Raw genomic sequence first — 25,764 nt, 5'->3', positions numbered from 1 at the left:
CAGCAACCAGCAAGCCCGGCGGCAAGGGCGAAACATCCGTGCCGTTCCGCCGGGGCGAGATGCCGGATCGCGAGACCATCCTGCGGTTCGTCACAGAGCATCCGGAACAGGCGACCAAGCGTGATATCGCAAAGGCCTTCGGGCTGAAGGGCGAAGCGCGTCTGGAACTCAAGACCCTGCTCAAGGATCTGGAGAATGACGGGCTCATCGAACGACACAGGAAGTCGCTGACGCGACCGGGCTCGCTGCCGGCCGTCACGGTTCTGGAAATCACCATGCGCGGCCCCGACGGCGACCTGATCGCCCGGCCTGCCGAATGGCCCGAGGACAAGGGCGTGGCCCCTTCCGTGATCGTGCGGCAATCTTCGGACGCCGGTGCGCGCGGTCGCGGCAAGGGCAAAAAACCTTCCACGGCTGCCGGTCTCGGCGACCGGGTTCTGGCGCGCATCTTCCCCGCCCCGGCCAACAAGGGACCTGCCTATTCGGCCCGGGTGATGAAGATCCTCGATCGCCGAGCCGGCGCGCAGCTCGGCGTCTTCCAGCCCATGCCGGATGGCGGCGGACGGCTTCTGCCGATCGATCGCCGCGGCGACGAATTCGTGGTCGACAGCGATTTCCAGGGTGAGGCCAGCGAAGGCGACCTCGTCGAGTTCGAACCGGTCAAGCTCGGCCGCATGGGCCTGCCGCGGGCCAAGGTGATCTCGGTCATCGGCAATGTCGCGGGCGAAAAGGCGATCTCGATGATCGCCATCCATGCCCACGGCATTCCCCACATCTTCCCCCAGAACGTAATCGCCGACGCGGAGGACGCGAAGCCCGCGCCGATGGGCAACCGCGACGACTGGCGCGACATCCCCCTGATCACCATCGACCCGGCGGATGCCAAGGACCATGACGACGCTGTTTACGCCGAAGAGGACACATCGCCCGACAATGAGGGCGGCGTCATCGTCACCGTCGCGATCGCCGATGTGAGCTGGTATGTGCGCCCCGGCAGCCCGCTCGACCGCGAGGCGCTGAAGCGCGGCAACTCGACCTATTTCCCCGACCGGGTGGTCCCCATGCTGCCGGAGCGGATTTCCAACGATCTCTGCTCGCTGCGCGAGGGCGAGGACCGTCCGGCGCTGGCCGTGAAGATGCGGTTCAACCGGGAAGGCAAGAAGGTCGGTCACCGCTTCCACCGTGTGATGATCCGCTCGGCCGCCAAACTCTCCTACCAGCAGGCGCAGGCGGCCATCGACGGCCAGCCCGATGCCAAGGCCGAGATGTTTCTCGAACCTGTGCTCAAGCCTCTCTGGCATGCCTACGGGGTCGTCAAACGCGGTCGCGACAAGCGCCAGCCGCTGGAACTGGACATGCCCGAGCGCAAGATCGTGCTCGACGACAAGGGCCGCGTCGACAAGGTGATCGTCCCTGCCCGCCTCGATGCCCACAAGCTGATCGAGGAGTTCATGATCCAGGCCAACGTGGCCGCTGCCGAAACGCTGGAAGAGCGCAAGCAGGCGCTGATCTACCGCGTTCACGACACGCCGTCGCTGGCCAAGCAGGAAGTGCTGCGCGAATTCCTCGGCACGCTCGGCCTGTCGCTCTCGCGCGGCAATCTGCGTTCGAACTCCTTCAACGGCGTGCTTGAACGGGCCAAGGACCAGCCCTATGAGGTGATGGTCAACGAGATGGTGCTGCGCAGCCAGAGCCAGGCGGTCTACCAGACTGAAAACCTCGGCCATTTCGGCCTCAACCTGCGCCGCTACGCCCATTTCACCTCGCCGATCCGCCGGTATGCCGACCTCATCGTCCACCGGGCCCTCGTGGGCGCCCTGCGGCTTGGCGAAGGTGGCATAAGCCCCAAGGACGAGGCAGATCTCGACGACATTGCAGCTGAAATCTCCACCACCGAGCGCCGCTCCATGGTGGCCGAGCGCGAGACCGTCGACAGGCTGATCGCCCACCACCTGTCGGAAAAGATCGGCGAGCAGTTCGAGGCCCGCGTGGCCGGCGTCACCAAGTCGGGCCTCTTCGTCAAACTGGAGCGGCTCGGAGCCGATGGCTTCGTACCCATTTCAACGCTGGGGCGGGATTACTACATATATGACGAAGCACATCAGGCGCTGACCGGCGAGAAGACCGGTCTCGGCTACCGGCTCGGCGACGAAGTCGAGGTGCGACTTGTCGACGCGATTCCGCTTGCCGGCGCGCTTCGGTTTGAAATTCTCGGTGAAGGCCGCAAGATGCCGACTGCTACGCGCTCGTTCCACAAGTCGGGGCGCGCGCGGCGAAGTGCCGGCAAGCAGCCCGGCACCCGACCGCCACGTGGACGGCGCTGAGCGCCCAGGAGGTAGACGACCTTGGAACATTTCGGATCCCAGCCCGCGCATACGGCCGGCGAAGCGCCGCGCGATACAAAGACCGCCGTAAAACGTGGATTTCTCGGCCGCTGCCCGAACTGCGGCGAGGGAAAGCTCTTCAAGTCCTATCTCAAGCCGGTGGACGAATGCGCCCATTGCGGCGCCGAGATGAAGCATCACCGCGCCGACGATTTTCCTGCCTATCTGACGATCTTCATCGTCGGCCACATCATCGTGGCGGCCTACATGTCCGTCGACCAGGTGGTGGAACTGGAAATGTGGCAGCAGATGGCGCTGTGGATACCGCTGACGGGCATCTTGAGCCTGTTCCTGCTCCAGCCGCTCAAGGGCGGCGTGATCGGACTGCAATGGGCGCTTCGGATGCACGGTTTCGGCGGCATCGATGAAGATGCCATCGCCGCCGGCTCGCTTTCGGACGAACAGGCGAGATGACAGCGAAGGTAGCCGGTAGCGGCACCTCCCCCGATCCGGCGCTGGAGCACGGCGGGCATCCGACCATCCGTCCGCGCGATGCGGCCTCCCTCATCCTGATCGACCGGAGCGCAAGCGTGCCGCGCGTCCTGATGGGCCGGCGTGCCCGCGCCCACGCCTTCATGCCGGGCGTCTATGTCTTCCCCGGCGGGCGGCGCGATCCGGGCGATTCCCGCAAGTCGGTTTCCGCTCCGCTCTGCCCCGAAGTTCTCGACCGGCTGGCGATCCGGACACCGAAGCGCTTCACGCCGATGACGGCCAGGGGGCTCGCGATCGCTGCGGCCCGGGAGATGGAGGAGGAAGTCTCCCTCTCGCTCACCCCGAGAAGCGAGAAAGAGGCTTTCTGCCCCGATCTTTCGAAGTTGCGATACGTGGCGCGTGCGATAACGCCACCCGGACAGAACCGGCGCTTCGATACGCGGTTCTTTGCCTGTTTCACCGACGAGATCGAGGCCGACACGGCGCTTCACCAGGAGAGTTCCGAACTTCTGGATCTGACCTGGCTGCCGCTCGATGACTTTGGCGACCTGCCATTGGCATACATCACCCGCGTCATACTCGATGACGTGAATGCGGCGCTCGCGGCGGACACTTCCCTGCCCTTCGATGCCGCCATTCCCTTCTATCACTTCCGTAACGGCCGACAGATCAGGGATACGATCTGAACGTCGTCATGAAATCAGGCAGTTTGGCCGGTTATACAGCCTGTGCGGTGAAGCCAGTTGCGGCGTCCCGGCATTCTGAGTAATGAGTTTGCACTGAAAAATTCCCAATGGACAAAATGGTCGTATCCCCTCCCCAGCGCGAAGATATTCACTGGCCCGCGCTGATTGCCGCGATTGCCTCGATCACCGCCGTCGGCATCGCCATGGGGCTGGGCCTGCCGCTCCTGAGCATCATCCTGGAAAAGCGCGGCATCTCCTCGACGATGATCGGCGTGAATACCGCCATGGGCGGCGTGGCGGCGATGGCGGCCGCGCCGCTGACGACGATGATCGCCAAGCGCATCACCGTGGTCAACACGATGCTGCTCGCCATCGTGGCTGCCGCGGTCAGCGCGCTGGGTTTCTATTACGCCGAAGCCTTCTGGCTGTGGTTCCCGCTCAGGATCGTCTTCCACGGCGCCGTCACGATGCTGTTCATCCTGTCGGAATTCTGGATCAACACCGCGGCTCCGCCGTCGCGGCGCGGTTTTGTCCTGGGCATTTACGCGGCAGTGCTGTCACTGGGATTTGCGGCCGGGCCACTGATCTTTTCGATCCTGGGCTCCGACGGCATTGCGCCCTTCCTCGTCGGCGCCGTCATCATCCTGATGGCAGCCGTGCCAGTGGTCATCGCGCGCCACGAAAACCCGCCGATCGCGGAGCCGGCCAAGCATCCCTTCCTGCGCTATGTCTTCCTCGTGCCCACCGCCACCGCTGCTGTCTTCGTGTTCGGCGCGGTCGAATCGGGCGGCCTCTCGCTCTTTCCGCTCTATGCGAAGAGCACCGGATTCGGCGAATCGCAGGGCGCCATCCTTCTGTCGATGATCGGGCTCGGCAACGTCATCTTCCAGATTCCCATGGGCATGCTGGCCGACAGATCGTCCGACAGGCGGCGCCTGTTGTCGATCGTCGCCGTCATAGGGCTCATCGGATCGCTCGCCCTGCCCTGGATGATCGAGAACTGGCTCTATGCCAGCATCATCCTGCTTTTGTGGGGCGGATGCGTGGCCGGGCTCTACACGATCGGCCTTGCGCATCTGGGCGATACGCTGCACGGCTCGGATCTCGCCGCCGCCAATGCGGCCTTCGTTTTCTGCTACGCGCTCGGCACGCTCATCGGCCCGCAGCTCATCGGCGGGGCGATGGATCTGTTCGGCAGCCATGGTTTTGCCTGGTCGCTGGCCTTCTTCTTCGGCCTCTATGTCGCCCTCACTGTGATCCGAATCCTGTTACGTCCCAAGAGGGCTTGACTTTCCGCCGGCAATTTGTAGTTTCCGCGCAAGATTTGCCGTGGGTCCCGGGCTGGATAACCGCCGAGACCGCCACGGCTATTTTCACGATATTCGCACTCCCCTGTAGAGGCAGACCAAGATGGCCAAGGCAACCACGATCAAGATCAAGCTCCTGTCGACCGCAGACACCGGCTTTTTCTATGTGACCAAGAAGAACAGCCGTACCTTCACCGAGAAGATGGTGAAGACCAAGTACGACCCGATCGCCAAGAAGCATGTTGAATTCAAGGAAGCGAAGATCAAGTAATCCGCTTTCCGGACGCCATGAAAAAAGCCCGCTTCGGCAATCGAAGCGGGCTTTTTCGTGTGATCTGAACCCTTTGCGGGAACGGTACAAGATTGGCTGGCGACGGCGGTCCAAATTGGCGATTGGACTACCGTTCGCCAGCCAGAACCCCATGATGCAGGAGATGCGGCGAACCAGCTCATGAGGAACTCGAGATACTTTGATGTATCTATCTTTCCGTTACACAATTGATGGACGGAAAGCGCCACACGATCAAGTTGAAATTGCCCTGTCCCGCAAAATCTAGTAGCAGAACCGACGGGCCATCCTCATATTTGAGGGGGCTCCCATCAAGTTTGACCAGGCAGTTTTCAGGCAGCCTGGCTCACGACGCGGTTACGTCCGCCGTCCTTTGCCGCATAGAGCGCCTTGTCCGCACGGCGCAACATCCCCGCGGCATCCGAATCACCGGCTTCGAGCGTGGCGATGCCGATCGAGGCGGTCACGGTCACGTCCTGGCCGGTTGCCGCGATACGGAAAGCCTGGTTCGCCACTGATTCCCGCAGACGCTCGGCGACCTGGCCGGCAATGTCGTCGGGCGTGTCCGGCATGACGATGACGAATTCCTCGCCACCGAAGCGGCAAGCGAGGTCGGCTCCGCGCACGGCTCCCCTCACCCGCTGGGCAAAATCCCTCAGGATGTCGTCGCCGCCCTCATGCCCATAGGTATCGTTGACCGCCTTGAAGTGGTCGATATCGGCGATGATGACCGACAGCGGCCTGCCGCGGCGCTTGGAGCGATCGAACAGCGTCTGCAGGTGCGTATCGAGATAACGGCGGTTATTGAGCCCCGTCAGCGGATCCGTGACGGCCATTTCGACCGACATCGTGAGGCTCTCGCGCAATTGGTCGTTATAGCGCTTGCGGCGGAACTGGGTCACGCAGCGCGCCACCAGCTCATTGGGGTCGAGCGGACGCAGGAGATAGTCGTTCACGCCGAGTTCCAGCGCCCGCAATACGAGCTCGTCCTCACCCTGCTCGGCGAGGACAAGAACCGGAATGAAGCGCGTGCGCTCAAGCGAACGGATCTGCGAGCACAGGCGCAGCGGGTCGTAGTCTTCCTGCTGCGAGGAAATGATGACGAGTTCGTAGGGTTTTTCGGCGGCATCGAACAGGGCGGCCTGCGGATCGCTGATCGCCGTCACCTCGGCCGTCTGCGACAAGGCGCGGATGATGCGATCGCGTGCATTGGCGCGCGGTTCGACAAGCAAGACCAGACCCGGCTCGCCGAACCCGTTCCCGACGGGCGAAAGCAGGTCGCTGGCGCCGACCGAGCGGGCGGTCTCGGCGCGCAGTCGCAATTCGTCCGACAGCGTCTTGAAGCGCACCAGGCTACGCACCCGCGCCATCAGCTGCATGTCGTTGACCGGCTTGGTCAGGAAATCGTCGGCGCCGGCCTTCAGCCCGCGGACGCGGTCCGACGGCTGGTCGAGCGCAGTCACCATGACGACCGGGATGTGAGCCGTGCGCGGATTTGATTTGAGCCGTTCGCACACCTCGAAACCATCGATACCGGGCATCATGATGTCGAGCAGGATGAGATCCACGGAGGTCTGATCGCAGATCGACAGCGCGGTCATGCCGTCAGGGGCAGTCAGCACCTCGTAATATTCGGCTATCAGCCGCGCTTCGAGCAGCTTCACATTGGCCGGAATGTCATCGACGACGAGTATGCGCGCGGTCATTGTCTGGTCCTTCGCTCAACTATCGCCGAGATAGGTCTTGATGGTCTGGATGAAATTCGGCACCGAGATGGGCTTGGAGATATAAGCCTCGCAGCCCCCCTGCCGAATGCGTTCCTCATCACCCTTCATGGCGAATGCGGTGACCGCTATCACCGGGATCTGGTGCAGATCGTCGTCTTCCTTGAGCCACTTCGTGACCTCGAGGCCGGAGACCTCGGGAAGCTGAATGTCCATGAGAATGAGATCGGGCCGGTGGGCGCGGGCGAGATCCATCGCCTCCATGCCGTTGCGGGTCTGGATCGTCTGGTAGCCGGAGGCCTCGATGAGGTCCCGGAATAGCTTCATGTTGAGTTCGTTGTCCTCAACAATCATCACCTGCTTGGTCATATCCTGTCCCGTCCTACGGCGTCTGTCCGGCGTATGCCGGTCTCCCTGAACGCCTGGCCGATTTCCCGGCCCAACTCAAAACGGTTTCCCGATTCCAGCTCACTAGCGGCTATACTACTTTCGCGAGGTTGAAAAAATGGTAACCCCATCATTCGAATTCTCATCGATTCCTCAACCATGACAGAAATGACCCATAACGATCCGCAACAAATCGCCATCGAAGTGCTCGGATGGCTCGCTTCAGAGCCGGAACTGCTGTCCCGTTTTCTGGCACTTTCGGGCCTCGAAGCATCAAATCTGCGCGCTGCGGCCGGCCAGCCGGGGTTTCTTGTCGGGGTCCTGTCCTTCCTGATGACGCACGAGCCGACGCTGATTCGGTTTTCGGAAGCTTCCGGCAGGCCGCCCGAAGCCGTCGCCCGCGCATGGCGGGAGCTCGGCGGGGGAAGCGATATTTGACCGGGATCGCAAGCAGTGCCGAGGACATCAGCCTCGGCGACAGACCCCTGCTCATATGTGACATCGACGAGGTCGCACTCGAATTCGTCACCCCGTTCATGGCATTCCTCATTTCCCGGGGTCACGAATTGCGGCCGGTCTCCTTCAGGCTGACGGGCAACATCTTCCCGCTCGAAGGCGATCGCGCCGTCGAGCAGGCACAGGTCAGCGCGCTTCTGGAAGAGTTCTTCGCCGAACAGGACCGGTGGCAACACGCCGCGGAGGCCGCGGTCGAGACGCTCCACGATCTTTCCGCCATCGCCGACATCGTCTTCCTGACCGCCATGCCGCCCCGGCATCGGGCGATTCGCCGCCGGGTGCTCGATACTCTGGCCATGCCATACCCGATGATCGCCTCCGAACAGCCCAAGGGCCCGGCAGCCCTCGCCATTCACGGAGAGCGCGACCAGCCGGTTGCCTTTGTCGACGACATCTTTCGCAATCTCCACTCGGTGCGCGATCATCTGCCCCAGGCGCTCCTGGTCAATCTCATGGCCCATGAAGGGTTTCGCGCGCTCGCCCCCGATCCCGGAGACGGCGTCGTGACAGCTCAAGGCTGGCCCGAAGCGGGCAGGCTCATCCGTCGCCATTTCTCGTCAGCTGACGACTAGACCCAGCTTGTGACTTCGCTCCGTTTGGCCTAGTTTCGGTCTGTTCAATCTTTGTTCCGGCCATGAGCGAAACCACACATCTTCCCGGCTTCTGTCGTGACTGCCTGCGCCCCACCCGCGCGGCGGAAAAGCGCTGCCATGGCTGCGGCAGCCCGCGACTGGTGCGCCATGCGGAGATTGCAAAACTCTCGCTTGCCCATGTGGACTGCGACGCCTTCTACGCCACCGTCGAAAAGCGCGACAATCCCGAGCTCGTCGACAAGCCGGTGATCATCGGGGGCGGCAGGCGCGGCGTCGTTTCCACCTGTTGCTATATTGCCCGGATCAGCGGCGTGCGCTCGGCAATGCCGATGTTCAAGGCGCTCGAAGCCTGCCCCGACGCGATCGTCATCAAGCCGAATATGGAGAAATATGCGAGCGTCGGCCGCGATGTCCGCACGCTCATGCAGGAGCTCACGCCACTCGTCCAGCCGATCTCCATCGACGAGGCCTTCCTTGATCTCGCCGGCACCGAACTGCTGCACAAGGATAGCCCGGCGCGGACGCTGGCGCGGTTTGCCAGGCGTGTCGAAGACGAGATCGGCATCACCCTCTCGGTCGGCTTGAGCTACTGCAAGTTCCTCGCCAAGGTTGCCTCCGACCTCGAGAAGCCGCGCGGCTATTCCGTCATCGGCAAGGCCGAGGCGATGGACTTTCTGGCGCCGAGACCGGTTTCGACGATCTGGGGTGTCGGCAAGGCCTTCGAGGCACAGCTGGCAGGTGACGGCATCAAGACCGTGGGACAGCTTCAGAAGATGGAGATCGATACCCTGATGCGGCGCTACGGCGTGATGGGCAAGCGGCTCTATGAGCTTTCCCGCGGCGACGACAGCCGCACCGTCCATCCCAACGAGGCAGCCAAGAGCGTTTCGGCCGAGACCACATTCAACACCGACCTTTCGCGCAGCGAGGATCTGGTGCCCGTGCTGCGGGCGTTGTCCGAAAAGGTCTCCGCGCGACTGAAGAAGGCGGAGATCGCCGGCCAGACGATCGTGCTCAAGCTGAAGACCGCCGATTTCAAGTCGCGCACCCGCAACCACAAGCTCGACGCGCCCACGCAGCTCGCCGACCGGATTTTCCGAACCGGGCTGCACCTTCTCGAACGCGAGATCGACGGCACGCGTTTCCGCCTTCTCGGCATCGGCGTCACGGATCTGACAAGTCCCGAACAGGCGGATCCGGCCGATCTCGTCGATCCGCTGGCCGGCCGCCGCGCCGTCGCAGAAAGCGCGATCGACAAGGTTCGAGCCAAGTTCGGCAAAGCCGCGCTCGAAACCGGCTATACGTTCGGCAAAGGCCGCGAGACCACACCGCAGCGGGACCGGGACAAGTGAATCGCCCACTTGAGAAAGAGAATGAGAAAATCCTTTTATTCGCCTGAATAAATCTATTTATTTTGATTTACTAACAAGCGATCGATGGACTTCTTCCCTCGCCCTGCGCCGGCACGTGGCCGGACGAGGACACAGCGGCGACGAGAAAAGGCCCCGGCATGGCCGAAGCGAAACGAGAGAAGATCGTCATGCCGGAATGATCCCGCGCGATTACAGATCAGCGATACCAGCAACCGCCGAAGCGCGGTCGATCTGACCTCGATCAGACGAGTTCCACCTCGATGACCCCGGGCGCGGCCTTGAGTGCCGAAGCGATCTGCGGCGAGATCCGGTACTTGTCCGGCAGTTCCACCTCGATCTCGCGCTTGCCGTCGTCCTTGATGATAACGAAGGAAACCTGGCCGTCGCCCCTTCCCTTGAGGTTCGCCTGCACCGATTTGATCGGGCGGGCGTCACGCAGGAAGACGCGCAACGTCGACTGGCCGCGAATGGCGCGCTCCTCGAGCGATTCCGCGGTCTGGATGCGCAGCCCGATACCTTCCGGCCGCTCCTCGGCGAGCACCGTGATGACCAGCGACTGGCCGGCCTTCAGAAGCTCGCGATACAATAGAAGCGCTTCGGAGAACAGAACCGCCTCGTACTGGCCGGAGCCATCGGAGAAGGTAATGATGCCCATCTTGTTGCCCTTGCGGGTCTTGCGCTCCTGCACCCCTGTCACCGTGCCCGCAAGACGGCCCGCCGTGGCTCCCGCCTTCACCGCGACGGAGAAGTCCGCCCAGTTCTGCACCCGCATCTTGTCGAGGACTTCCTGATAGGAATCGAGCGGGTGGGCGGAGAGGTAGAAGCCCAGAGCCTGGTATTCCCGCTGCAGCTTGTCGGCCGCCGTCCAGGTTTCGACGATCGGCAGGTGGATGACTTCCGGGCCGGTCGCCGCCCCTGCCCCGAACATGTCGGACTGGCCGGAGACGCGCTCTTCCTGCGCGCGGGCGCAATAGCCCATGATGCGGTCGATGCCGGCTGCGAGCGACGCGCGGTCATGGCCGAAGCAATCGAGCGCGCCGGCGGCGATCAGGCTTTCCAGAACCCGGCGGCCGACCTGCCGGGGATCGATGCGCAGGCAGAAATCCTCGAGGTTGTCGAACGGCTTGTCGCCGCGGACCTCGACGATGTGATCGACGGCCGATTCGCCCACGCCCTTGATGGCCGCGAGCGCGTAGAAGATCTTGTTTTCGCCCGGTTCGAACTTGCGGTAGCTCGTCTGCACCGACGGCGGCACGATCTCGATGCCGAGACGGCGCGCATCCTGGCGGAAATCGACCAGCTTCTCGGTATTGGCCATATCGTAGGTCATCGACGCGGCGAGGAAATCGACCGGGTAATGCGCCTTCAGATAGGCCGTCTGGTAGGAAACGATCCCGTAGGCCGCGGCGTGGGACTTGTTGAAGCCGTAGTTCGCGAATTTGGCCAGCAGATCGAAGATCATGTCGGCCTGGCCCTTGGAGACGCCGTTCTTGACCGCACCGTCGACGAAACGGACGCGCTGCTTGTCCATCTCCTCCTTGATCTTCTTGCCCATCGCGCGGCGCAGAAGGTCTGCTTCGCCGAGGGAGTAACCCGAAAGCACCTGGGCGATCTGCATCACCTGCTCCTGGTAGACGATCACGCCCTGGGTTTCCTCGAGCAGATAGTCGATCATCGGGTGGACGGAGGCGAGCTCCTCCTCCCCGTGCTTGCGGGCGTTGTAGACCGGAATGTTTTCCATCGGCCCCGGCCGGTAGAGGGCGACCAGCGCGATGATGTCCTCGATACGGTCGGGCCGCATGCCGATGAGCGCCTTGCGCATGCCCGCCGATTCCACCTGGAACACGCCGACCGTCTCACCCCGCGACAGCATCTCGTAGGTGGGCTGATCGGCAAGGGGAACGGCGGAAAGATCGATCTCGACCCCGCGCCGGGCGATGAAGTCGACGGCCGTCTTGAGAACCGTCAGCGTCTTGAGGCCGAGAAAGTCGAACTTCACCAGGCCGGCCTGTTCGACCCACTTCATGTTGAACTGCGTGACCGGCATGTCCGAGCGCGGATCGCGGTACATCGGCACCAGTTCGGAGAGCGGGCGGTCGCCGATCACGATGCCGGCGGCGTGGGTGGAGGCGTGACGGTAGAGGCCTTCGATCTTCTGCGCGATGTCGAGAAGACCCGCAACCGCGGGCTCGTTCTGGATTTCCTCGTTGAAGCGCGGTTCCTCGGCGATGGCCTGATGAAGCGGCGTGGGGTTGGCAGGGTTGTTGGGCACCAGCTTGCAGATGCGGTCGACCATGCCGTAGGGCATCTGCAGCACGCGGCCGACGTCGCGTAGCGCGGCGCGCGCCTGGAGCGAACCGAAAGTGATGATCTGGGCAACCTGGTCGCGGCCGTATTTGCCCTGCACGTAGCGGATCACCTCTTCGCGGCGGTCCTGGCAGAAGTCGATGTCGAAGTCGGGCATCGACACGCGCTCTGGATTGAGGAAGCGCTCGAACAGAAGCGAGAACCGCAAGGGGTCGACGTCGGTAATGGTCAGCGCATAGGCGACCAGCGAGCCCGCACCCGAACCACGACCCGGACCGACCGGGATGTCATGTTCCTTGGCCCATTTGATGAAGTCCGCCACGATGAGGAAGTAGCCCGGAAACTTCATCCGCTCGATGATGGAGAGTTCCACCTCCAGCCGTTCGTCATAGGCCGCCCGATCGAAGCCGGGTGCCATGCCGAGCGTCCTGATCCGCATCTCGAGGCCTTCGACCGACTGCCGCCGCATTTCGGCGGCTTCGGCGGCCAGCGCGGCATCCTCGTCCTCGTCCTCCTCACCGGCGGTGAAGCGCGGCAGGATGGGCGCGCGGCGCTCGACGATGGCCGAGCAGCGTTTCGCGATCTCGATGGTGTTCTCGAGCGCTTCCGGCAGATCGGCGAACAGCGCCATCATTTCCGCGCGGGTCTTGAAACCGTGGTCGGGCGTGAGCCGCAGGCGGTCATCGACCGCAACCACGGTGTTCTGCGCAACCGCCATCAGCGCATCATGGGCCTCGTAGAAGTCCTTGCCGGGGAAGAAGGCCTCGTTGGTGGCCACCAGCGGCAACTCGTTCTCATAGGCAAGCTTGATGATCGCGGATTCCGTGCCCCTGTCATATCCCGACTGCCGCTGAAGCTCGACATAGAGCCTGTCCGGAAACAGGGCGGCCAGCGTCTTGAGACGCGCGGACGCCTTGCCGGCATTGCCGCTGGTCAGGGCCGATTCCACCGGACCCGATGCCCCGCCGGTCAATGCTATGATCCCGCCGGTTCCTTCTTCCTCGAGCCAGGACAATTTGAGAAGGGTCCGCTCGTTCTCCGCACCGCCGAGATACATGCGCGAGACGATCTTCACCAACCGCGCATAGCCGTCCTCGGACGCAGCGATCAGAACGATGGAGTCGTGGCGTTTCGTATGATCGGCCTTGCCGCGGCGCTCGCCCTCGTCGCCATCCTCCATGTCGATATCGGTCTGGCAGGCGATGATCGGCTGGATGCCCTCTTCCATCGCCTTGACGGAGAATTCCAGCGCGCCGAACAAATTGTTGGTATCGGCAATGGCGAGCGCGGGCTGGTTGTCCGCCAGCGCCTTCTTGAGCATGGTCTTGATGGGCAGCGCGCCCTCGAGCAGCGAATAGGCCGAATGCATGCGCAGATGGACAAAGCCGGGCCAGTTCTCGTCCCGGTCCTGACCGCCCGAAGCCGCACCTGACGAACCACCGGCAGGTGCCTGTTTGAGCGCCTCGAGAAGCTTGGCCTTCTTGTCGCGTGCCATGGGCTCTTGTCCGTCCGAATGCGATTCCTGAAACCGCGATTTTCGGACGAGCCGCCCGTCATGTCCAGCGCCCGACAGCCGAAAGGCGTGGACTTCCCTCACCTCTTCCAAACTATCGGGGGTGAGGGAAAATTAGCCGGCAGGCCCTGCCGGACCGGACAAGGGGCTGTCCGTAGCGTCCGGCGCGCGGGGCAGGCTCAGACCTGCCGGCTCGGGGATAGGTGAACGAGACGCCTAAAGCGCCAGCATGACGATGCCGAAACTGGCAACGAAGAGTGTCATTGAAACGAAGGCTGCGAGATCGCGGGCAAACCCGGCCGGTGCAAATTCCAACATGCTGAGCTCCTGTGTTCCGTTATGTTTCCAACATGTTCTATTTTTGTTCTCTCGTCAATACAAAAAATGGCGGAAGCGGCAATCTCGTGCTCGCTACCGCCGTTCAGCAGGCCCAAACGAAAAACCCCGGGCGCGAGCCCAAATGAAAAAACCCGGGCGCGAGCCCGGGCTTTTCCTGTCTTTCGACGGTCCGCGTGAACTTAGTTCACCGCGTCCTTCAGGCCCTTGCCTGCCGAGAACTTCGGCACGTTGCGTGCCGGGATCTGGACTTCGGCGCCGGTCGACGGGTTGCGGCCAGTAGTGGCTTCGCGGCGCGAAACCGAGAAATTGCCAAAGCCGACCAGACGGACGTCGCCGCTGTTCTTCAGTTCACCGGTGATGGTTTCGAAGACAGCTTCAACCGCCTTGCCTGCGTCACCCTTGCTGAGACCAGCCTTTTCGGCAACAGCAGCAACCAGCTCGTTCTTGTTCATCGTTTCTTCCCTTTCGGCATTTGACGACTCGTTAACATCGCAGGCGAATGTACGTATTCGCCGGGCGCTGACAAGCGGGTTTTGGTGGTTTTTACCCGAAAAATAGCGATCATTCCGCACACGAAATAAAAAGACGGGCCCAATGAGCCCGTCTTCCCGTCAAAATTGACTGTTCTGGAGCGAAATGGGACGAAAGCCCCAGTCCGTTAATCAGTGAGCAACCGAAGCACCGGTGTCCTTGGACTTGTCCGAAAGTGCCTCCGCGGCCATTTCGGGCGTCCAGGTGATCGGCTCGGGCCGGCGCACAAGCGCGTGTTCCAGCACCTCGCCCATGCGCGAGACCGGAATTATCTCCAGCCCGTTCTTGAGCTTGTCCGGAATCTCCGGCAGGTCCTTGGCGTTCTCCTCGGGGATGAGGACGGTCTTGATGCCGCCGCGCAGCGCGGCAAGCATCTTTTCCTTCAGACCGCCGATCGGAAGCACCCGCCCGCGCAGCGTGATCTCGCCCGTCATCGCCACATCCTTGCGGACGGGGATGCCGGTCATGACCGAGACGATAGCCGTAACCATGGCAACACCGGCCGACGGTCCGTCCTTCGGGGTAGCCCCCTCCGGCACGTGAACGTGGATATCGTTCTTGTCGAACATCGGCGGCTCGATGCCGAAATCGACGGCCCGCGAGCGCGCATAGGATGCGGCTGCGGAGATCGATTCCTTCATGACGTCGCGCAGGTTGCCGGTCACCGTCATCTTGCCCTTGCCGGGCATCATGACGCCTTCGATGGTGAGAAGCTCACCGCCGACTTCCGTCCAGGCGAGACCCGTGACGACACCAACCATGTCTTCGGCTTCGACTTCACCGAAGCGGAAACGCGGCACGCCGAGATAGTCCGCCAGGTTGTCGGCGGTCACGGCCACGGACTTGCTGTTGCCCTTGAGGATTTCGGTAACCGCCTTGCGGCCGAGCTTCATCAGCTCGCGCTCGAAGTTACGCACACCGGCCTCGCGGGTATAGGTGCGGATGACGGCGAGAAGCGCCTCGTCGGTGACCGAGAATTCGTCCGCCTTGAGGGCGTGCTCGCGAATGGCCTTCGGCAACAGGTGCCGCTTGGCGATTTCGAGCTTCTCGTCCTCGGTGTAACCGGCGATGCGGATGATCTCCATGCGGTCCATCAGCGGAGCCGGGATGTTGAGCGTGTTGGCCGTGGTGATGAACATCACGTTCGACAGGTCATATTCCACCTCGAGATAGTGGTCCATGAAGGTCGCGTTCTGTTCCGGATCCAGCACCTCGAGCATCGCCGACGACGGATCGCCGCGGAAATCCTGGCCCATCTTGTCGATCTCGTCGAGCAGGAAGAGCGGGTTGGACTTCTTCGCCTTCTTCATCGACTGGATGACCTTGCCGGGCATCGAGCCGATATAGGTGCGGCGGTGGCCGCGGATCTCGGCCTCGTCACGCACACCGCCGAGCGCCATGCGGACATATTCGCGGCCCGTCGCCTTGGCGATGGACTTGGCGAGCGAGGTCTTGCCGACGCCGGGAGGTCCGACGAGGCAGAGGATCGGACCCTTCACCTTCTTCGAACGCGCCTGGACGGCGAGATACTCGACGATGCGCTCCTTGACCTTGTCGAGACCGAAGTGATCGGAATCGAGCACCTTCTCGGCTTCGTTGAGATCGATCTTGACGCGCGAGCGCTTGCCCCAGGGCAGGCCCAGCAGCCAGTCGAGATAGTTGCGCACGACCGTCGCTTCAGCAGACATCGGGCTCATCTGCTTGAGCTTGCGCATCTCCGCGTCGGCCTTTTCACGGGCCTCCTTGGAGAGCTTGGTGGTCTTCACGCGCTCTTCGAGTTCGGCCATCTCATCGCGGCCGTCCTCTCCCTCGCCGAGCTCCTTCTGGATCGCCTTCATCTGCTCGTTGAGATAGTACTCGCGCTGCGTCTTCTCCATCTGGCGCTTGACGCGGCTGCGGATGCGCTTTTCGACCTGGAGGACGGAGATTTCGCCTTCCATGAAGCCGAGCGCACGCTCAAGCCGGCCCTTCACCGAAACGGTGGAGAGCATGTCCTGCTTTTCCGGGATCTTGATCGACAGGTGCGAGGCAACGGTGTCGGCGAGCTTGGAATAGTCGTCGATCTGGCTGGCAGCGCCCACCACTTCCGGCGAAATCTTCTTGTTCAGCTTGACGTAGTTCTCGAACTCGCTGACCACCGAGCGGGCAAGGGCCTCGATCTCGACGAGATCTTCCTCGGGCTCTTCGAGTTCGAAGGCACGGGCCTCGTAATAGTCCTCACGATCGTTGTAGCCGATAACTTCGGCGCGCGAACGGCCTTCGACCAGCACCTTCACGGTGCCATCGGGCAGCTTGAGAAGCTGCAGCACGTTGGCAACGGTACCGATATCGTAGATGCCGTCCGGACCGGGTTCGTCGTCGGAGGCATTGATCTGGGCGGCAAGCAGGATCTGCTTGTCGGAGCCCATGACTTCCTCGAGTGCGCGGATCGATTTCTCGCGACCAACGAAGAGCGGAACGATCATGTGCGGGAACACGACAATGTCGCGCAGCGGAAGAACAGGGAAGACACCCACATCCTCAGGAGCGATTTTGGTCTTGTCGGTCATGTCTTTTCCTTTTCCGGCCGTCTTTCAGGCCCTTCGGCAACGCAATGGCGGCCCCTCCACGAGGCAACCGCACCAGCGTCCGTCTGCGGGGTTCGAAAGCGTCGCTCTCTTTCCCGTTTCTCGAATGTATAAGTGGAAACAAACCCGTTACAATTCAAGCCACGAAATCCGGTACAGACGGAATCCCGGATTCGGACCTTAAAGCGCTTACCATAAGTTGGAAACTGTTACACGCCTGGCTTGGCCAAGGCTTGCGTGCGCTTTCAACCGAAAACACGCCGCTTCCGAAAGGACAACGCGTTCCCTCCGCAGAAGAGGCAAGGCATTGCGCATGCAATAAGGGCGGGACGCGGCATGACCGCCTTCCCGCCCCGCAAGATATCAGGCCGTAGCGTTGCCCTTCTCGTCGTCGCGCTCGGAATAGATGTAGAGCGGACGGGAGGCGCCACTGACGACTTCGTCGGAGATCACGACTTCGCGAACGCCTTCGAGTTCCGGCAGTTCGAACATGGTGTCGAGAAGGATCTTCTCCATGATCGAGCGCAGGCCGCGGGCACCCGTCTTGCGGACGATGCCGCGACGGGCGATCTCGCGCAGGGCGTCCTCGTGGAAGGTGAGTTCCACATCTTCCATCTCGAACAGGCGCTGGTACTGCTTGACCAGAGCGTTCTTCGGCTCGGTCAGGATCTGGATCAGCGCATCCTCGTCGAGGTCCTCGAGCGTCGCCAGAACCGGCAGACGGCCGATGAACTCGGGGATAAGGCCGAACTTGACCAGGTCCTCGGGCTCGAGACCCTTCAGGACCTCGCCGACGCGACGCTCGTCCTGCGCCTTGACCGAGGCGCCGAAACCGATCGAGGTCTTTTCGCCGCGCGCGGAGATGATCTTGTCGAGGCCCGCGAAGGCGCCGCCGCAGATGAACAGGATGTTGGTGGTGTCCACCTGCAGGAATTCCTGCTGCGGATGCTTGCGTCCGCCCTGCGGCGGGACCGAGGCCACCGTGCCTTCCATGATCTTCAGAAGCGCCTGCTGGACGCCCTCGCCCGACACGTCGCGCGTGATCGAGGGGTTGTCCGACTTGCGGCTGATCTTGTCGACCTCGTCGATATAGACGATGCCGCGCTGCGCCCGCTCGACGTTGTAGTCGGCCGACTGCAGCAGCTTGAGAATGATGTTTTCGACGTCCTCACCCACATAGCCGGCTTCCGTCAGTGTGGTGGCGTCGGCCATGGTGAACGGCACGTCGATGATGCGCGCCAGCGTCTGGGCGAGATAGGTCTTGCCGCAGCCGGTCGGGCCGACGAGCATGATGTTGGACTTCGCCAGCTCGATCTCGCCGTTCTTGGAGGCGTGGTTGAGGCGCTTGTAGTGGTTGTGCACGGCGACGGAGAGGATCTTCTTGGCGTCGTGCTGGCCAATGACATACTCGTCGAGCGTGGTGATGATTTCCTGCGGCGTGGGCACGCCGTCCCTCGACTTCACCATCGAGGTCTTGTTCTCCTCACGGATGATGTCCATGCAGAGTTCGACGCATTCATCGCAGATGAAGACGGTTGGTCCGGCGATCAGTTTGCGAACTTCGTGCTGGCTCTTTCCGCAAAAAGAGCAGTAAAGCGTGTTCTTGGAGTCGCCGCCGTTGCTACCGCTGACTTTGCTCATTTCAACTTCCTTCCAGTCCGCTCCGGCTTGCTGTCGCCGGAGCTGCCCGCTGCCGCGTGGTCGGTTCGGGAGGCTCCACCGCACGGCGTTTCGGGGTACATTCCAGCCCGAGACTAATCCTTGTTCCGGACCGAAGGCAACGAGTTCCCCGGCGATTTGGTCACGTTACGCACCACAGCTTCAACATAGGCTTAACGTGCATTATTAACGCGGGCCGCGCCATGCGCCAGTCCCTTATCCCCAATTTCCATCCGGAAATATTGGTAATCAGGCGCATATGGGCGCGTCCCGCGCATCGTCCTACTCGGCGGCTTCGCCTTCCATGTTGGCGCGCTTGTCGATGACCTTGTCGATGAGGCCGAAATCCATCGATTCCTGGGCTGTCATGAAGTGGTCGCGATCAAGCGTGCGCTCGATGGTTTCGTAATCCCGGCCGGTATGCTCGACATAGACCTCGTTGAGCCGGCGCTTCATCTTGATGATATCCTGCGCGTGACGCTCGATGTCGGAGGCCTGGCCCTGGAAGCCGCCCGAGGGCTGGTGGACCATGATGCGGGCATTCGGCGTGGCAAAGCGCATGCCCTTCTCGCCGGCGCAGAGCAGGAGCGAGCCCATGGAGGCGGCCTGGCCGATGCAGAGCGTCGAAACGGCCGGCTTGATGAACTGCATGGTATCGTAGATCGCCATGCCCGCGGTGACGACGCCACCGGGCGAGTTGATGTAGAGCGCGATTTCCTTCTTCGGGTTTTCCGCCTCGAGGAAGAGAAGCTGGGCGCAAACCAGCGTCGCCATCTGGTCCTCGACGGGACCGGTGATGAAAATGATGCGCTCCTTCAGAAGGCGGGAGAAGATGTCATAGGAACGTTCGCCCCTGTTCGTCTGCTCGACCACCATCGGCACGAGCGCCATTGCAGTATCGACTGTTCTAGTCATCCCATTCCCCTTAACGGTCCGGCCATGGTGCAGGCCGGGAATCAGTGTCTTTCGTCAGACCCTAGATAGAGACTGACCACCCACATCTTCAAGACGCAAGCCTTGGAAAGAAGGTGCAGTTCTTGTCGCGGCCGCATGGTTAACCGAATCCTTACGACGCATTGTCGCCTGCCATGCTCGCGCGCCTTGCTTTCGCGGAGCTTGACGCGACATTTGCACATTGGACATGGGCCCTGTTTGCGGTAACGGTGCGGCCATGTCCAGAGTTTCAGATACCCTCGCCTCAAGCCTGCCCGTTTTCGACGGCCCGCGCATGCGGCTCGACCCGCGCCACACCGGCTTCTTCGCCGATCCCTACCCCGCCTATGGAGCAATCCATGACCAGGGCGGCGCGGTCTTTTGGGAAGACTACGGCCACTGGTGTTTTGCCGGCTACGACATGGTCAGCAAGCTGTTGCGCGACAAGCGCTTCGGACGGCAGATCCTGCATGTGGCAAGCCGTGAGGAACTCGGCTGGCCGGAGCCTGCGGCGCACGTCGCGGATTTCGACGCGATCGAGGCCCATTCGCTGCTGGAACTCGAACCACCTGCCCACACCCGGCTCCGGACGCTCGTCAACCGCGCCTTCGTCTCCCGCCAGGTCGAACGCCTGCGCCCGGAGATCGAAAGCCTCACCAACGAGCTGATCGACCGGTTCCAGGCCGATGGCCGTACCGAGCTCATTTCCTCCTATGCCGAAATCATCCCGGTGACGGTGATCGCCGACATGCTCGGCATCCCCCGCGAGATGGGGCCCCAGCTGCTCGACTGGTCGCACCGCATGGTGCGGATGTACATGTTCGGGCGAAACCGGCAGACCGAGGACGCGGCAAACGACGCTTCGCGGGCCTTTTCCGACTATATCCGCTCGATCATCGCAGAGCGCCGCAAGGCGCCGGGCACAGACCTGATTTCGCACATGCTGACGGCTCGCGAAGGCGCGGACGCATTGATCGAGGCGGAAGTCATCTCCACCTCGATCCTTTTGCTCAATGCCGGACACGAGGCGACCGTCCACCACATCGGCAACGCGGTCTCCACGATACTCGGGCGCGGGCTCAACGGCGCGGCGATCTTTTCAGGCGACGACAAGGCGACCGAACGTGCCGTGGAGGAACTGATGCGGATCGATCCGCCGCTCCACATGTTCACCCGCTATGCGCTTGCCGATTGCGAGCCCGTTCCCGGCATTTCCGTGAAGAAGGGCGAGAGCATCGGGCTGATGATGGCAGCGGCCGGGCGCGATCCGAAGCAGTTTCCCGATCCCGACGCATTCGTCGCCGGGCGGGCCGATGGCACGCATCTGGCCTTCGGCGCGGGCATTCATTTCTGCATCGGCGCGCCGCTTGCGCGTCTCGAACTGCAGATTGCCCTTCCGATCCTGTTCAGGCGCCTGCCCGGCCTCAAGCTGGCCGAGCCGCCCAGATGGCGCGACGCCTTCCATTTCCGCGGCGTCGAAGGGCTGGACCTCATCTGGTAGGCGCTGGAGCAATTTCGATTTTGTCGGAATCGGCAGAATCGAAATGCGTAAACGAACTCAATCGTTTGTCTGACCCATCCGTTTACGCCTGAAGGCGAAACGGTCTAGAGCCTTATCACGTAGTCCTTGCGCGTCGTTTCGAGCACCTCCCAGGTTCCTCTGAATCCCGGTCGGAGGATGAAGCTGTCGCCGGCGCGCACGGTGACGGCCTCGCCGCCCTCCTCGGTGAGAACCGAAACGCCCGAGATGATGCGGCAATACTCCCATTCGTCGTAGGAGATGCGCCACTTGCCGGGCGTGGCTTCCCAGATACCGCAATAAAGCCCGTCGCGTTCCTCGACGTTCCAGGTGGAGAATTTCGGATCGCCGGCAAGCACCTTTTCAGGCGCCGGCGCATCATGTTCGGCGTCAGCCGCATCTGTGGTCAGGTTGAGAATGAGATCGGACATGGCGCGGCTCCTGCTGAAATCCTGGCTCAGAAAGGCGCCGCGCCGCACGGCAAGTCAAGCGCGCTTCGTCAATAGTCCCGCTCGAAGAAGATGCCGCCCTTGGTTTCGCCGTCGGAACTCGCCGAGCCGCGCAGCTTGATGCCGCGCCCGACATCGAGATCGATCGTCGCCTTGCCGGACCCCGCCGATGTGCCCTGTTCGAGACCGAAATAGGTGCGGTCGTTGAGGTATTTGCCCACGCCGACCGACGTTTCGCCCTCCTCGTTGGTCTGGACGTCCAGATTGTCGATGCCGGTCGCCTTGCGCAACTGGCCGACGATGCCGCCGCCGGAGGTCACGCCGGTGAGTTCGGCGGCGGCACTCGCAAGCTGGGCAATCTGCAGCGGCGAAAGATTGGAGACGGAGCGGCCGAAGATCAGCTGGGCCATGATCTCGTCGTCGGGCATGGAGGGCGACGAGGTGAAATCGAATTCCGGCCTGGTCGCAAGCCCGGAAACCAGGATCGTCGCGGTACCGCTTCCGGCGTTCGTGGAAGCTTCGAAATCGAGGCTCGGGATCATCGAGCCGGAAAAGCCGATACGGCCCGAATCGAAGTCGAGGCGCTTGCCCAGAATCTCCAGACGGCCGCGCACGAGGTCAAAGCCGCCGACGGCGACGGGGTTGGCCGTGGTGCCTTTCAGCGTCAGCGATCCGCCGAATTCCGCGTCGATGCCGCGGCCACGCACGAAGATGCGGCGCGGGGCGTTGACCTGCAGATCGAGGCCGATTCCGCCACCACCGCCCCCGGCACCGCTTGCGTCATCCTGCGCCAGTTCGGCATCCTGCCTGCGGATATCCGCATTGGCGTTGCGGTGATCGACCTGAAGCTGGGAGATCGACCCCGGCAGGGTGGACGGGACGGTGATTGTCGTCTCGCCGAGATCCAGCGTGCCGCCCAGAACCGGCTGCGTCGCAAGCGGACCGGTGACCGTCAACGCGGCGTTGAAACGCGTGGCGACCAGCCGTCCGTCGGCGTAGCGGCCATTGGCGACCTTGATCGACAGGTCGCCCGGATATCCGGCATTGCCGTCGAGGCCGATCGTACCCGAACCGCTGAGAGCGCCGCCGGATGACAGTTCTCCCGTCAGCGAGCGCAGATTGACGCTCTGGCGGTTGAGGGCGATCTCGGTGGAGAGCTTGTTGATCGCGATCCCGGAACCCGTATCGATGAAGCGGGCATTGGACGACCGGATGGTACCATTGTAATCCGGCGAGGATGCCGTGCCGCCGATGGTCATGTTCACGTCCGCCGTCCCGTCGAGGACGAGCCCCTGGGCAGCGAGCCGTGCGGCAACCAGGCTGAAGGGGGCCGTGCCATCGGCCTTGATCGACAACGATCTGGCACCCGTCAGGCCGACGGAGCCGTCGGCGTTCAGCCGAAGCCCCCCGCCGCCTGCCGTGGCGTTGAAAGTGACGGAATCGCCCTGATAGGCGCCCCTGGCGGTTACAGTGAGCGGCGGCGCGTCGATCGGAACCAGCGCATTGGCCGAGACGCCGTCGGCGGTCAGATCATAGCGGGCAACGGGCGCGGATGCCGCGCCCGTGACATCGACCGTGCCGGAAAGCGCGCCGCGCAGCCCGGTACCAGGAGCAACCGCGTCGATCGCCGTCAGGGGAACCGCATTCAGCCGCACATCCAGATCGAGGTCTTCACCGGCGCTGCCGGTCACCGAAACACTGCCGCCGCCGGGTGAGAGGACGAGCTTTTCAATCTGCGCGGTGCCGTCGCGGACCTTGACCCTTGCCGGCTCGGTCAGGCTCACTGCCAGTCCGCCATAGGCGATGCGAGCGGTCTCGAGCTCGACCTCCGTTGCACCGCCAGCCTGCCGCACGCGCCCCTTCAGATCGACCGGGCTGCCGTCCGCGGTCGCATCGCCGGTAAAATTGGTCCAGCCATCCGAGAGCGACACGTCGACGGTGATGTCGCGAATGGCGGTCTTGCCCGCGATCACCCGGCCGACGCGAGCGGTGCCGGCAACACCCGGTTGTGCCAGATAGTTGTCGATGGTGGCATTCACGGAGGCATCGGCCACCTGATAGCCGGTGCCGGACAATTCCGGCACGTCGAGATTGGCGGCCAGGACAGGGATGTCGTCCTCGATGGAGAAGACCAGCCGCCCTTCCCCGCGCCCAGCGATTTCCACGCCGCCAAGGGCCGCCAGAGCGCCGATATCGGCAAGGTCGAGATCGATGTTGCCCGCGGGCCTGAACGCGCCATCGAGCGTCAGCGAACCGGAAATCGTGTTGTCCTCCACCTGCAGCCGCAGTGGATCGATCACGCTCGCTCCCCCCTGCGAGGCAAGCGTGGCCGTGCCCACAATGGGCTTGCCGAGATAGCTGCCGGAAATCCGCACATCGGCGGTTGGGCTATTGGATTCGAGCTTGCCATCCGCCGTGATCTTCAGGTCCTCGACGTCCTTGCCATCGACGGCGATATCCGTCCCTTCCACGACCACGGAGAACTCGGGTGCGAAAACGGTTCCGGTGACATCGGCGCTGACCGCGAGCGAACCGGTGGCGAGCGGATTGAGAGCCGCGACATTCTCCAGACTTGCCGCCAGCTTTGCGGAAATCGCCTTGTCGGCGGCGAGATCTGCGGAGCCGGTGATGGTGAGATGGTCGGCGGCGATCCTGAGATCGGATACCGAGACCGCGTTGTCCCCGGGCAGCGTCAGGTCCGTGGAAACGGTGATCTGCGGGCCGACGGTGTCGGGCAGGTTGTCGGCCAGAACGGCGGAATTCATGCGGCCTTCGAGATGGCCAGAGCCGGTCAGCGCCGCGGTATCGATGTCACCTGCAAACTCCAGCGCCACCGTGCCGGTCTGCACCGTCGTCGAAGTCGTCGAGAAATCATTGCCTTCGATCGCGAAGTCGGTCGCCAGTGTGACCTCGCCCGCCAGAACCTTGGCAAGCGTTGCATCGGCAGCCCCCATCGAGGCGGCCTTCAGCGTCGCCGTTCCCGAACCCGACTGCGATGTCAGGTCGAACTCCGGCAGCTTTGCCTGCAGCGTGAGGCTTTCCGCGCTCAGCTGTGCATTATCGAAGGACGGAAGCGTGGCGTTCACCGTCACGTCCGCCGCATTCGCCTCGCCGGAGACAGTCAGGTCCAATTTGGAAAGCGCGAGTTCAACGCGCCCCTCATCCTGGCCGAATGCCAGTTGCACCGGACCGTTGGCACCGGTGACGGTGGCTGTGAAATCGGACCGGCCTTCCCTGGCGAGCCTGCCCTGCCCTTCGGCGTGCAAGCTCTGGCTGTCGAGAGAGAAGACCTCGATCTGGACACCCTGATTTTCAAGTTCGACGAGACCGGAGGCAAAGAGATCGGTGTTGCCCTCGAAAAGATCGGCGGCAAGCGGCGGCATGAAGCGGCCGAGCTGGCCGCGGGCGCTGGCTTCGAATTGCCGTCCGTCTTCCCGCTGTTGAATTCTCGCCTTGGCCGTCGCCACCTCGTTGCCGTCGATGCGGCCGGCGACGTCGAGTTGCCAATCGTCGAGGGTGCCCTTGGTATCGGCGGAAATATTGATGGCCTGATTGTCCGGAAGCCCCGCCAGCCGCGCGATCACGCCGCCCGCCGGTTCGGCCAGATCCGCATCGAGATCGAACTGCTTGTCCGGCAGGTTGACGTTGGCCTCGAGCTTCAGGGAGCCACCGGCGCCGTCGATGCGGTCGAGCGTGATATTGGTGTTGACGTCGGAGAGGTCGGAATTGACCTTGAGCCTGCCACCGGTCGAAAAACGCGCCTCGATGCCTGCCACCTTTTCACCGAGAATAATCTCAGGCAAATCAAAGTCTTCAATATCGACATTGATAGGAAGATTCAGCGCACCCGAGCTTTCGCTCGCTTCCTCGCCCGCGTCCGGCAGCCGCAAAACGTTGACCTTTTCAACATGCAGACGGTCGATCGCGAGACCGGACGAAAAGAGCGCAAAGGGCGACCAATCGATCTCGATGCCGTCCAGTCGCAGCCAGGGATTTCCCTCGCCATCGCCGATGACGAGATATTCGACGCGCGTATCGCCGCTGATCAGGCCGGTGACACCGGCGAGATCGACGGATTGAACCTCGTTCGATCCCAGGCGATTGACGATGAGCGCGATCATCCGGCCGCCGGGGACCGTGGCGACGAGGAAGATCACCGCCGCGATGAGCAGGACGACGATCGCCACCAGCCCCTGAAGGGACCAGATCGCCGCCTTTCTGCGGCGGCTGCGCTTCTTCCGGGGTTTATCTGCCAT

At 62.7% G+C, this 25,764-nt stretch carries 18 protein-coding genes; 9 read left to right on the top strand and 9 right to left on the bottom strand.

What is annotated here, in order from left to right:
* The first annotated feature begins 38 nt into the window (after window positions 1–38).
* The 5 genes from rnr to rpmG all read left to right on the top strand — a co-directional run bounded on the left by rnr (window position 39) and on the right by rpmG (window position 5,080).
* The gene (gene rnr, locus E2A64_RS08665) at window positions 39–2,324 is read left to right on the top strand and encodes a ribonuclease R (RefSeq protein ID WP_244598235.1); all 2,286 of its coding nucleotides are present in this window, start codon (window positions 39–41) and stop codon (window positions 2,322–2,324) included.
* A gap of 21 nt (window positions 2,325–2,345) precedes the next feature.
* Entirely contained in the window at window positions 2,346–2,798 is a 453-nt protein-coding gene (locus E2A64_RS08660) for a DUF983 domain-containing protein (protein WP_133283965.1), read from the top strand.
* Window positions 2,795–3,502 carry an NUDIX hydrolase gene (locus E2A64_RS08655; protein WP_158285721.1) on the top strand — a complete coding sequence of 236 codons (708 nt, stop codon included), beginning with the start codon at window positions 2,795–2,797 and terminating at the stop codon, window positions 3,500–3,502. The genes E2A64_RS08660 and E2A64_RS08655 overlap by 4 nt, the downstream gene beginning before the upstream one ends.
* A gap of 107 nt (window positions 3,503–3,609) precedes the next feature.
* A complete protein-coding gene (locus tag E2A64_RS08650) occupies window positions 3,610–4,791 on the top strand; it encodes an MFS transporter (protein ID WP_133283964.1) in 1,182 nt (393 codons plus the stop codon).
* A 121-nt stretch (window positions 4,792–4,912) separates the two neighbouring features.
* The gene (rpmG, locus tag E2A64_RS08645; RefSeq protein WP_133283963.1) at window positions 4,913–5,080 is read left to right on the top strand and encodes a 50S ribosomal protein L33; all 168 of its coding nucleotides are present in this window, start codon (window positions 4,913–4,915) and stop codon (window positions 5,078–5,080) included.
* A 350-nt stretch (window positions 5,081–5,430) separates the two neighbouring features.
* Here the strand turns inward: rpmG and E2A64_RS08640 are convergent, their stop codons facing one another.
* Both E2A64_RS08640 and E2A64_RS08635 read right to left on the bottom strand, forming a co-directional pair.
* A complete protein-coding gene (locus E2A64_RS08640; protein WP_133283962.1) occupies window positions 5,431–6,804 on the bottom strand; it encodes a PleD family two-component system response regulator in 1,374 nt (457 codons plus the stop codon).
* Window positions 6,805–6,819: 15 nt separating this feature from the next.
* Entirely contained in the window at window positions 6,820–7,191 is a 372-nt protein-coding gene (locus E2A64_RS08635) for a response regulator (RefSeq protein ID WP_133283961.1), read from the bottom strand.
* Window positions 7,192–7,368: 177 nt separating this feature from the next.
* Between E2A64_RS08635 and E2A64_RS08630 the strand changes: the two genes are divergently transcribed.
* The 3 genes from E2A64_RS08630 to E2A64_RS08620 all read left to right on the top strand — a co-directional run bounded on the left by E2A64_RS08630 (window position 7,369) and on the right by E2A64_RS08620 (window position 9,670).
* Entirely contained in the window at window positions 7,369–7,647 is a 279-nt protein-coding gene (locus E2A64_RS08630) for a DUF3572 domain-containing protein (protein WP_428977456.1), read from the top strand.
* The gene (locus E2A64_RS08625) at window positions 7,644–8,297 is read left to right on the top strand and encodes a hypothetical protein (RefSeq protein ID WP_244598188.1); all 654 of its coding nucleotides are present in this window, start codon (window positions 7,644–7,646) and stop codon (window positions 8,295–8,297) included. The genes E2A64_RS08630 and E2A64_RS08625 overlap by 4 nt, the downstream gene beginning before the upstream one ends.
* 62 nt (window positions 8,298–8,359) lie before the next feature.
* Window positions 8,360–9,670 carry a DNA polymerase IV gene (locus tag E2A64_RS08620; RefSeq protein WP_133283959.1) on the top strand — a complete coding sequence of 437 codons (1,311 nt, stop codon included), beginning with the start codon at window positions 8,360–8,362 and terminating at the stop codon, window positions 9,668–9,670.
* 262 nt (window positions 9,671–9,932) lie between these two features.
* Here the strand turns inward: E2A64_RS08620 and dnaE are convergent, their stop codons facing one another.
* From dnaE to clpP, 5 genes are all read right to left on the bottom strand, one after another.
* Window positions 9,933–13,493, bottom strand: coding sequence for a DNA polymerase III subunit alpha (gene dnaE, locus E2A64_RS08615; RefSeq protein WP_133283958.1), 3,561 nt, complete (start codon window positions 13,491–13,493; stop codon window positions 9,933–9,935).
* A gap of 536 nt (window positions 13,494–14,029) precedes the next feature.
* On the bottom strand, window positions 14,030–14,359 hold the full coding sequence (gene hupB / locus E2A64_RS08610) for a DNA-binding protein HupB (protein ID WP_280177536.1): 330 nt from the start codon (window positions 14,357–14,359) through the stop codon (window positions 14,030–14,032).
* A 153-nt stretch (window positions 14,360–14,512) separates the two neighbouring features.
* Window positions 14,513–16,930, bottom strand: coding sequence for an endopeptidase La (lon, locus tag E2A64_RS08605; RefSeq protein ID WP_133283956.1), 2,418 nt, complete (start codon window positions 16,928–16,930; stop codon window positions 14,513–14,515).
* Between the two features lie 381 nt (window positions 16,931–17,311).
* Complete coding sequence (clpX, locus tag E2A64_RS08600; protein ID WP_133283955.1) at window positions 17,312–18,589, bottom strand: ATP-dependent Clp protease ATP-binding subunit ClpX; 1,278 nt, start codon at window positions 18,587–18,589, stop codon at window positions 17,312–17,314.
* 300 nt (window positions 18,590–18,889) lie between these two features.
* Window positions 18,890–19,522 carry an ATP-dependent Clp endopeptidase proteolytic subunit ClpP gene (gene clpP / locus E2A64_RS08595; protein ID WP_133283954.1) on the bottom strand — a complete coding sequence of 211 codons (633 nt, stop codon included), beginning with the start codon at window positions 19,520–19,522 and terminating at the stop codon, window positions 18,890–18,892.
* A 256-nt stretch (window positions 19,523–19,778) separates the two neighbouring features.
* Between clpP and E2A64_RS08590 the strand changes: the two genes are divergently transcribed.
* The gene (locus tag E2A64_RS08590) at window positions 19,779–21,041 is read left to right on the top strand and encodes a cytochrome P450 (protein WP_133283953.1); all 1,263 of its coding nucleotides are present in this window, start codon (window positions 19,779–19,781) and stop codon (window positions 21,039–21,041) included.
* A 104-nt stretch (window positions 21,042–21,145) separates the two neighbouring features.
* Here E2A64_RS08590 and E2A64_RS08585 read toward each other — a convergent pair whose 3' ends face one another.
* Together E2A64_RS08585 and E2A64_RS08580 are read right to left on the bottom strand one after the other, a co-directional pair.
* The gene (locus E2A64_RS08585; RefSeq protein ID WP_133283952.1) at window positions 21,146–21,490 is read right to left on the bottom strand and encodes a cupin domain-containing protein; all 345 of its coding nucleotides are present in this window, start codon (window positions 21,488–21,490) and stop codon (window positions 21,146–21,148) included.
* A gap of 68 nt (window positions 21,491–21,558) precedes the next feature.
* Window positions 21,559–25,764: a translocation/assembly module TamB domain-containing protein gene (locus E2A64_RS08580; protein WP_133283951.1), complete on the bottom strand. Its 4,206-nt coding sequence runs from the start codon at window positions 25,762–25,764 to the stop codon at window positions 21,559–21,561.

The sequence above is a fragment of the Pseudohoeflea suaedae genome, from assembly GCF_004354915.1.
GTDB classification, from domain to species: domain Bacteria; phylum Pseudomonadota; class Alphaproteobacteria; order Rhizobiales; family Rhizobiaceae; genus Pseudohoeflea; species Pseudohoeflea suaedae.
This window is presented reverse-complemented; position numbering and strand designations above follow the sequence as displayed.

Excerpts from the sequence above, each read along its gene's own strand:
- E2A64_RS08655 (WP_158285721.1), top strand. The coding sequence starts at position 2,795 with ATGACAGCGAAGGTAGCCGGTAGCGGCACCTCCCCCGATCCGGCGCTG.
- E2A64_RS08650 (WP_133283964.1), top strand. The coding sequence starts at position 3,610 with ATGGACAAAATGGTCGTATCCCCTCCCCAGCGCGAAGATATTCACTGG.
- rpmG (WP_133283963.1), top strand. The coding sequence starts at position 4,913 with ATGGCCAAGGCAACCACGATCAAGATCAAGCTCCTGTCGACCGCAGAC.
- E2A64_RS08640 (WP_133283962.1), bottom strand. The coding sequence starts at position 6,804 with ATGACCGCGCGCATACTCGTCGTCGATGACATTCCGGCCAATGTGAAG.
- E2A64_RS08635 (WP_133283961.1), bottom strand. The coding sequence starts at position 7,191 with ATGACCAAGCAGGTGATGATTGTTGAGGACAACGAACTCAACATGAAG.
- E2A64_RS08630 (WP_428977456.1), top strand. The coding sequence starts at position 7,369 with ATGACAGAAATGACCCATAACGATCCGCAACAAATCGCCATCGAAGTG.
- E2A64_RS08620 (WP_133283959.1), top strand. The coding sequence starts at position 8,360 with ATGAGCGAAACCACACATCTTCCCGGCTTCTGTCGTGACTGCCTGCGC.
- dnaE (WP_133283958.1), bottom strand. The coding sequence starts at position 13,493 with ATGGCACGCGACAAGAAGGCCAAGCTTCTCGAGGCGCTCAAACAGGCA.
- lon (WP_133283956.1), bottom strand. The coding sequence starts at position 16,930 with ATGACCGACAAGACCAAAATCGCTCCTGAGGATGTGGGTGTCTTCCCT.
- clpX (WP_133283955.1), bottom strand. The coding sequence starts at position 18,589 with ATGAGCAAAGTCAGCGGTAGCAACGGCGGCGACTCCAAGAACACGCTT.
- clpP (WP_133283954.1), bottom strand. The coding sequence starts at position 19,522 with ATGACTAGAACAGTCGATACTGCAATGGCGCTCGTGCCGATGGTGGTC.
- E2A64_RS08590 (WP_133283953.1), top strand. The coding sequence starts at position 19,779 with ATGTCCAGAGTTTCAGATACCCTCGCCTCAAGCCTGCCCGTTTTCGAC.
- E2A64_RS08585 (WP_133283952.1), bottom strand. The coding sequence starts at position 21,490 with ATGTCCGATCTCATTCTCAACCTGACCACAGATGCGGCTGACGCCGAA.
- E2A64_RS08580 (WP_133283951.1), bottom strand. The coding sequence starts at position 25,764 with ATGGCAGATAAACCCCGGAAGAAGCGCAGCCGCCGCAGAAAGGCGGCG.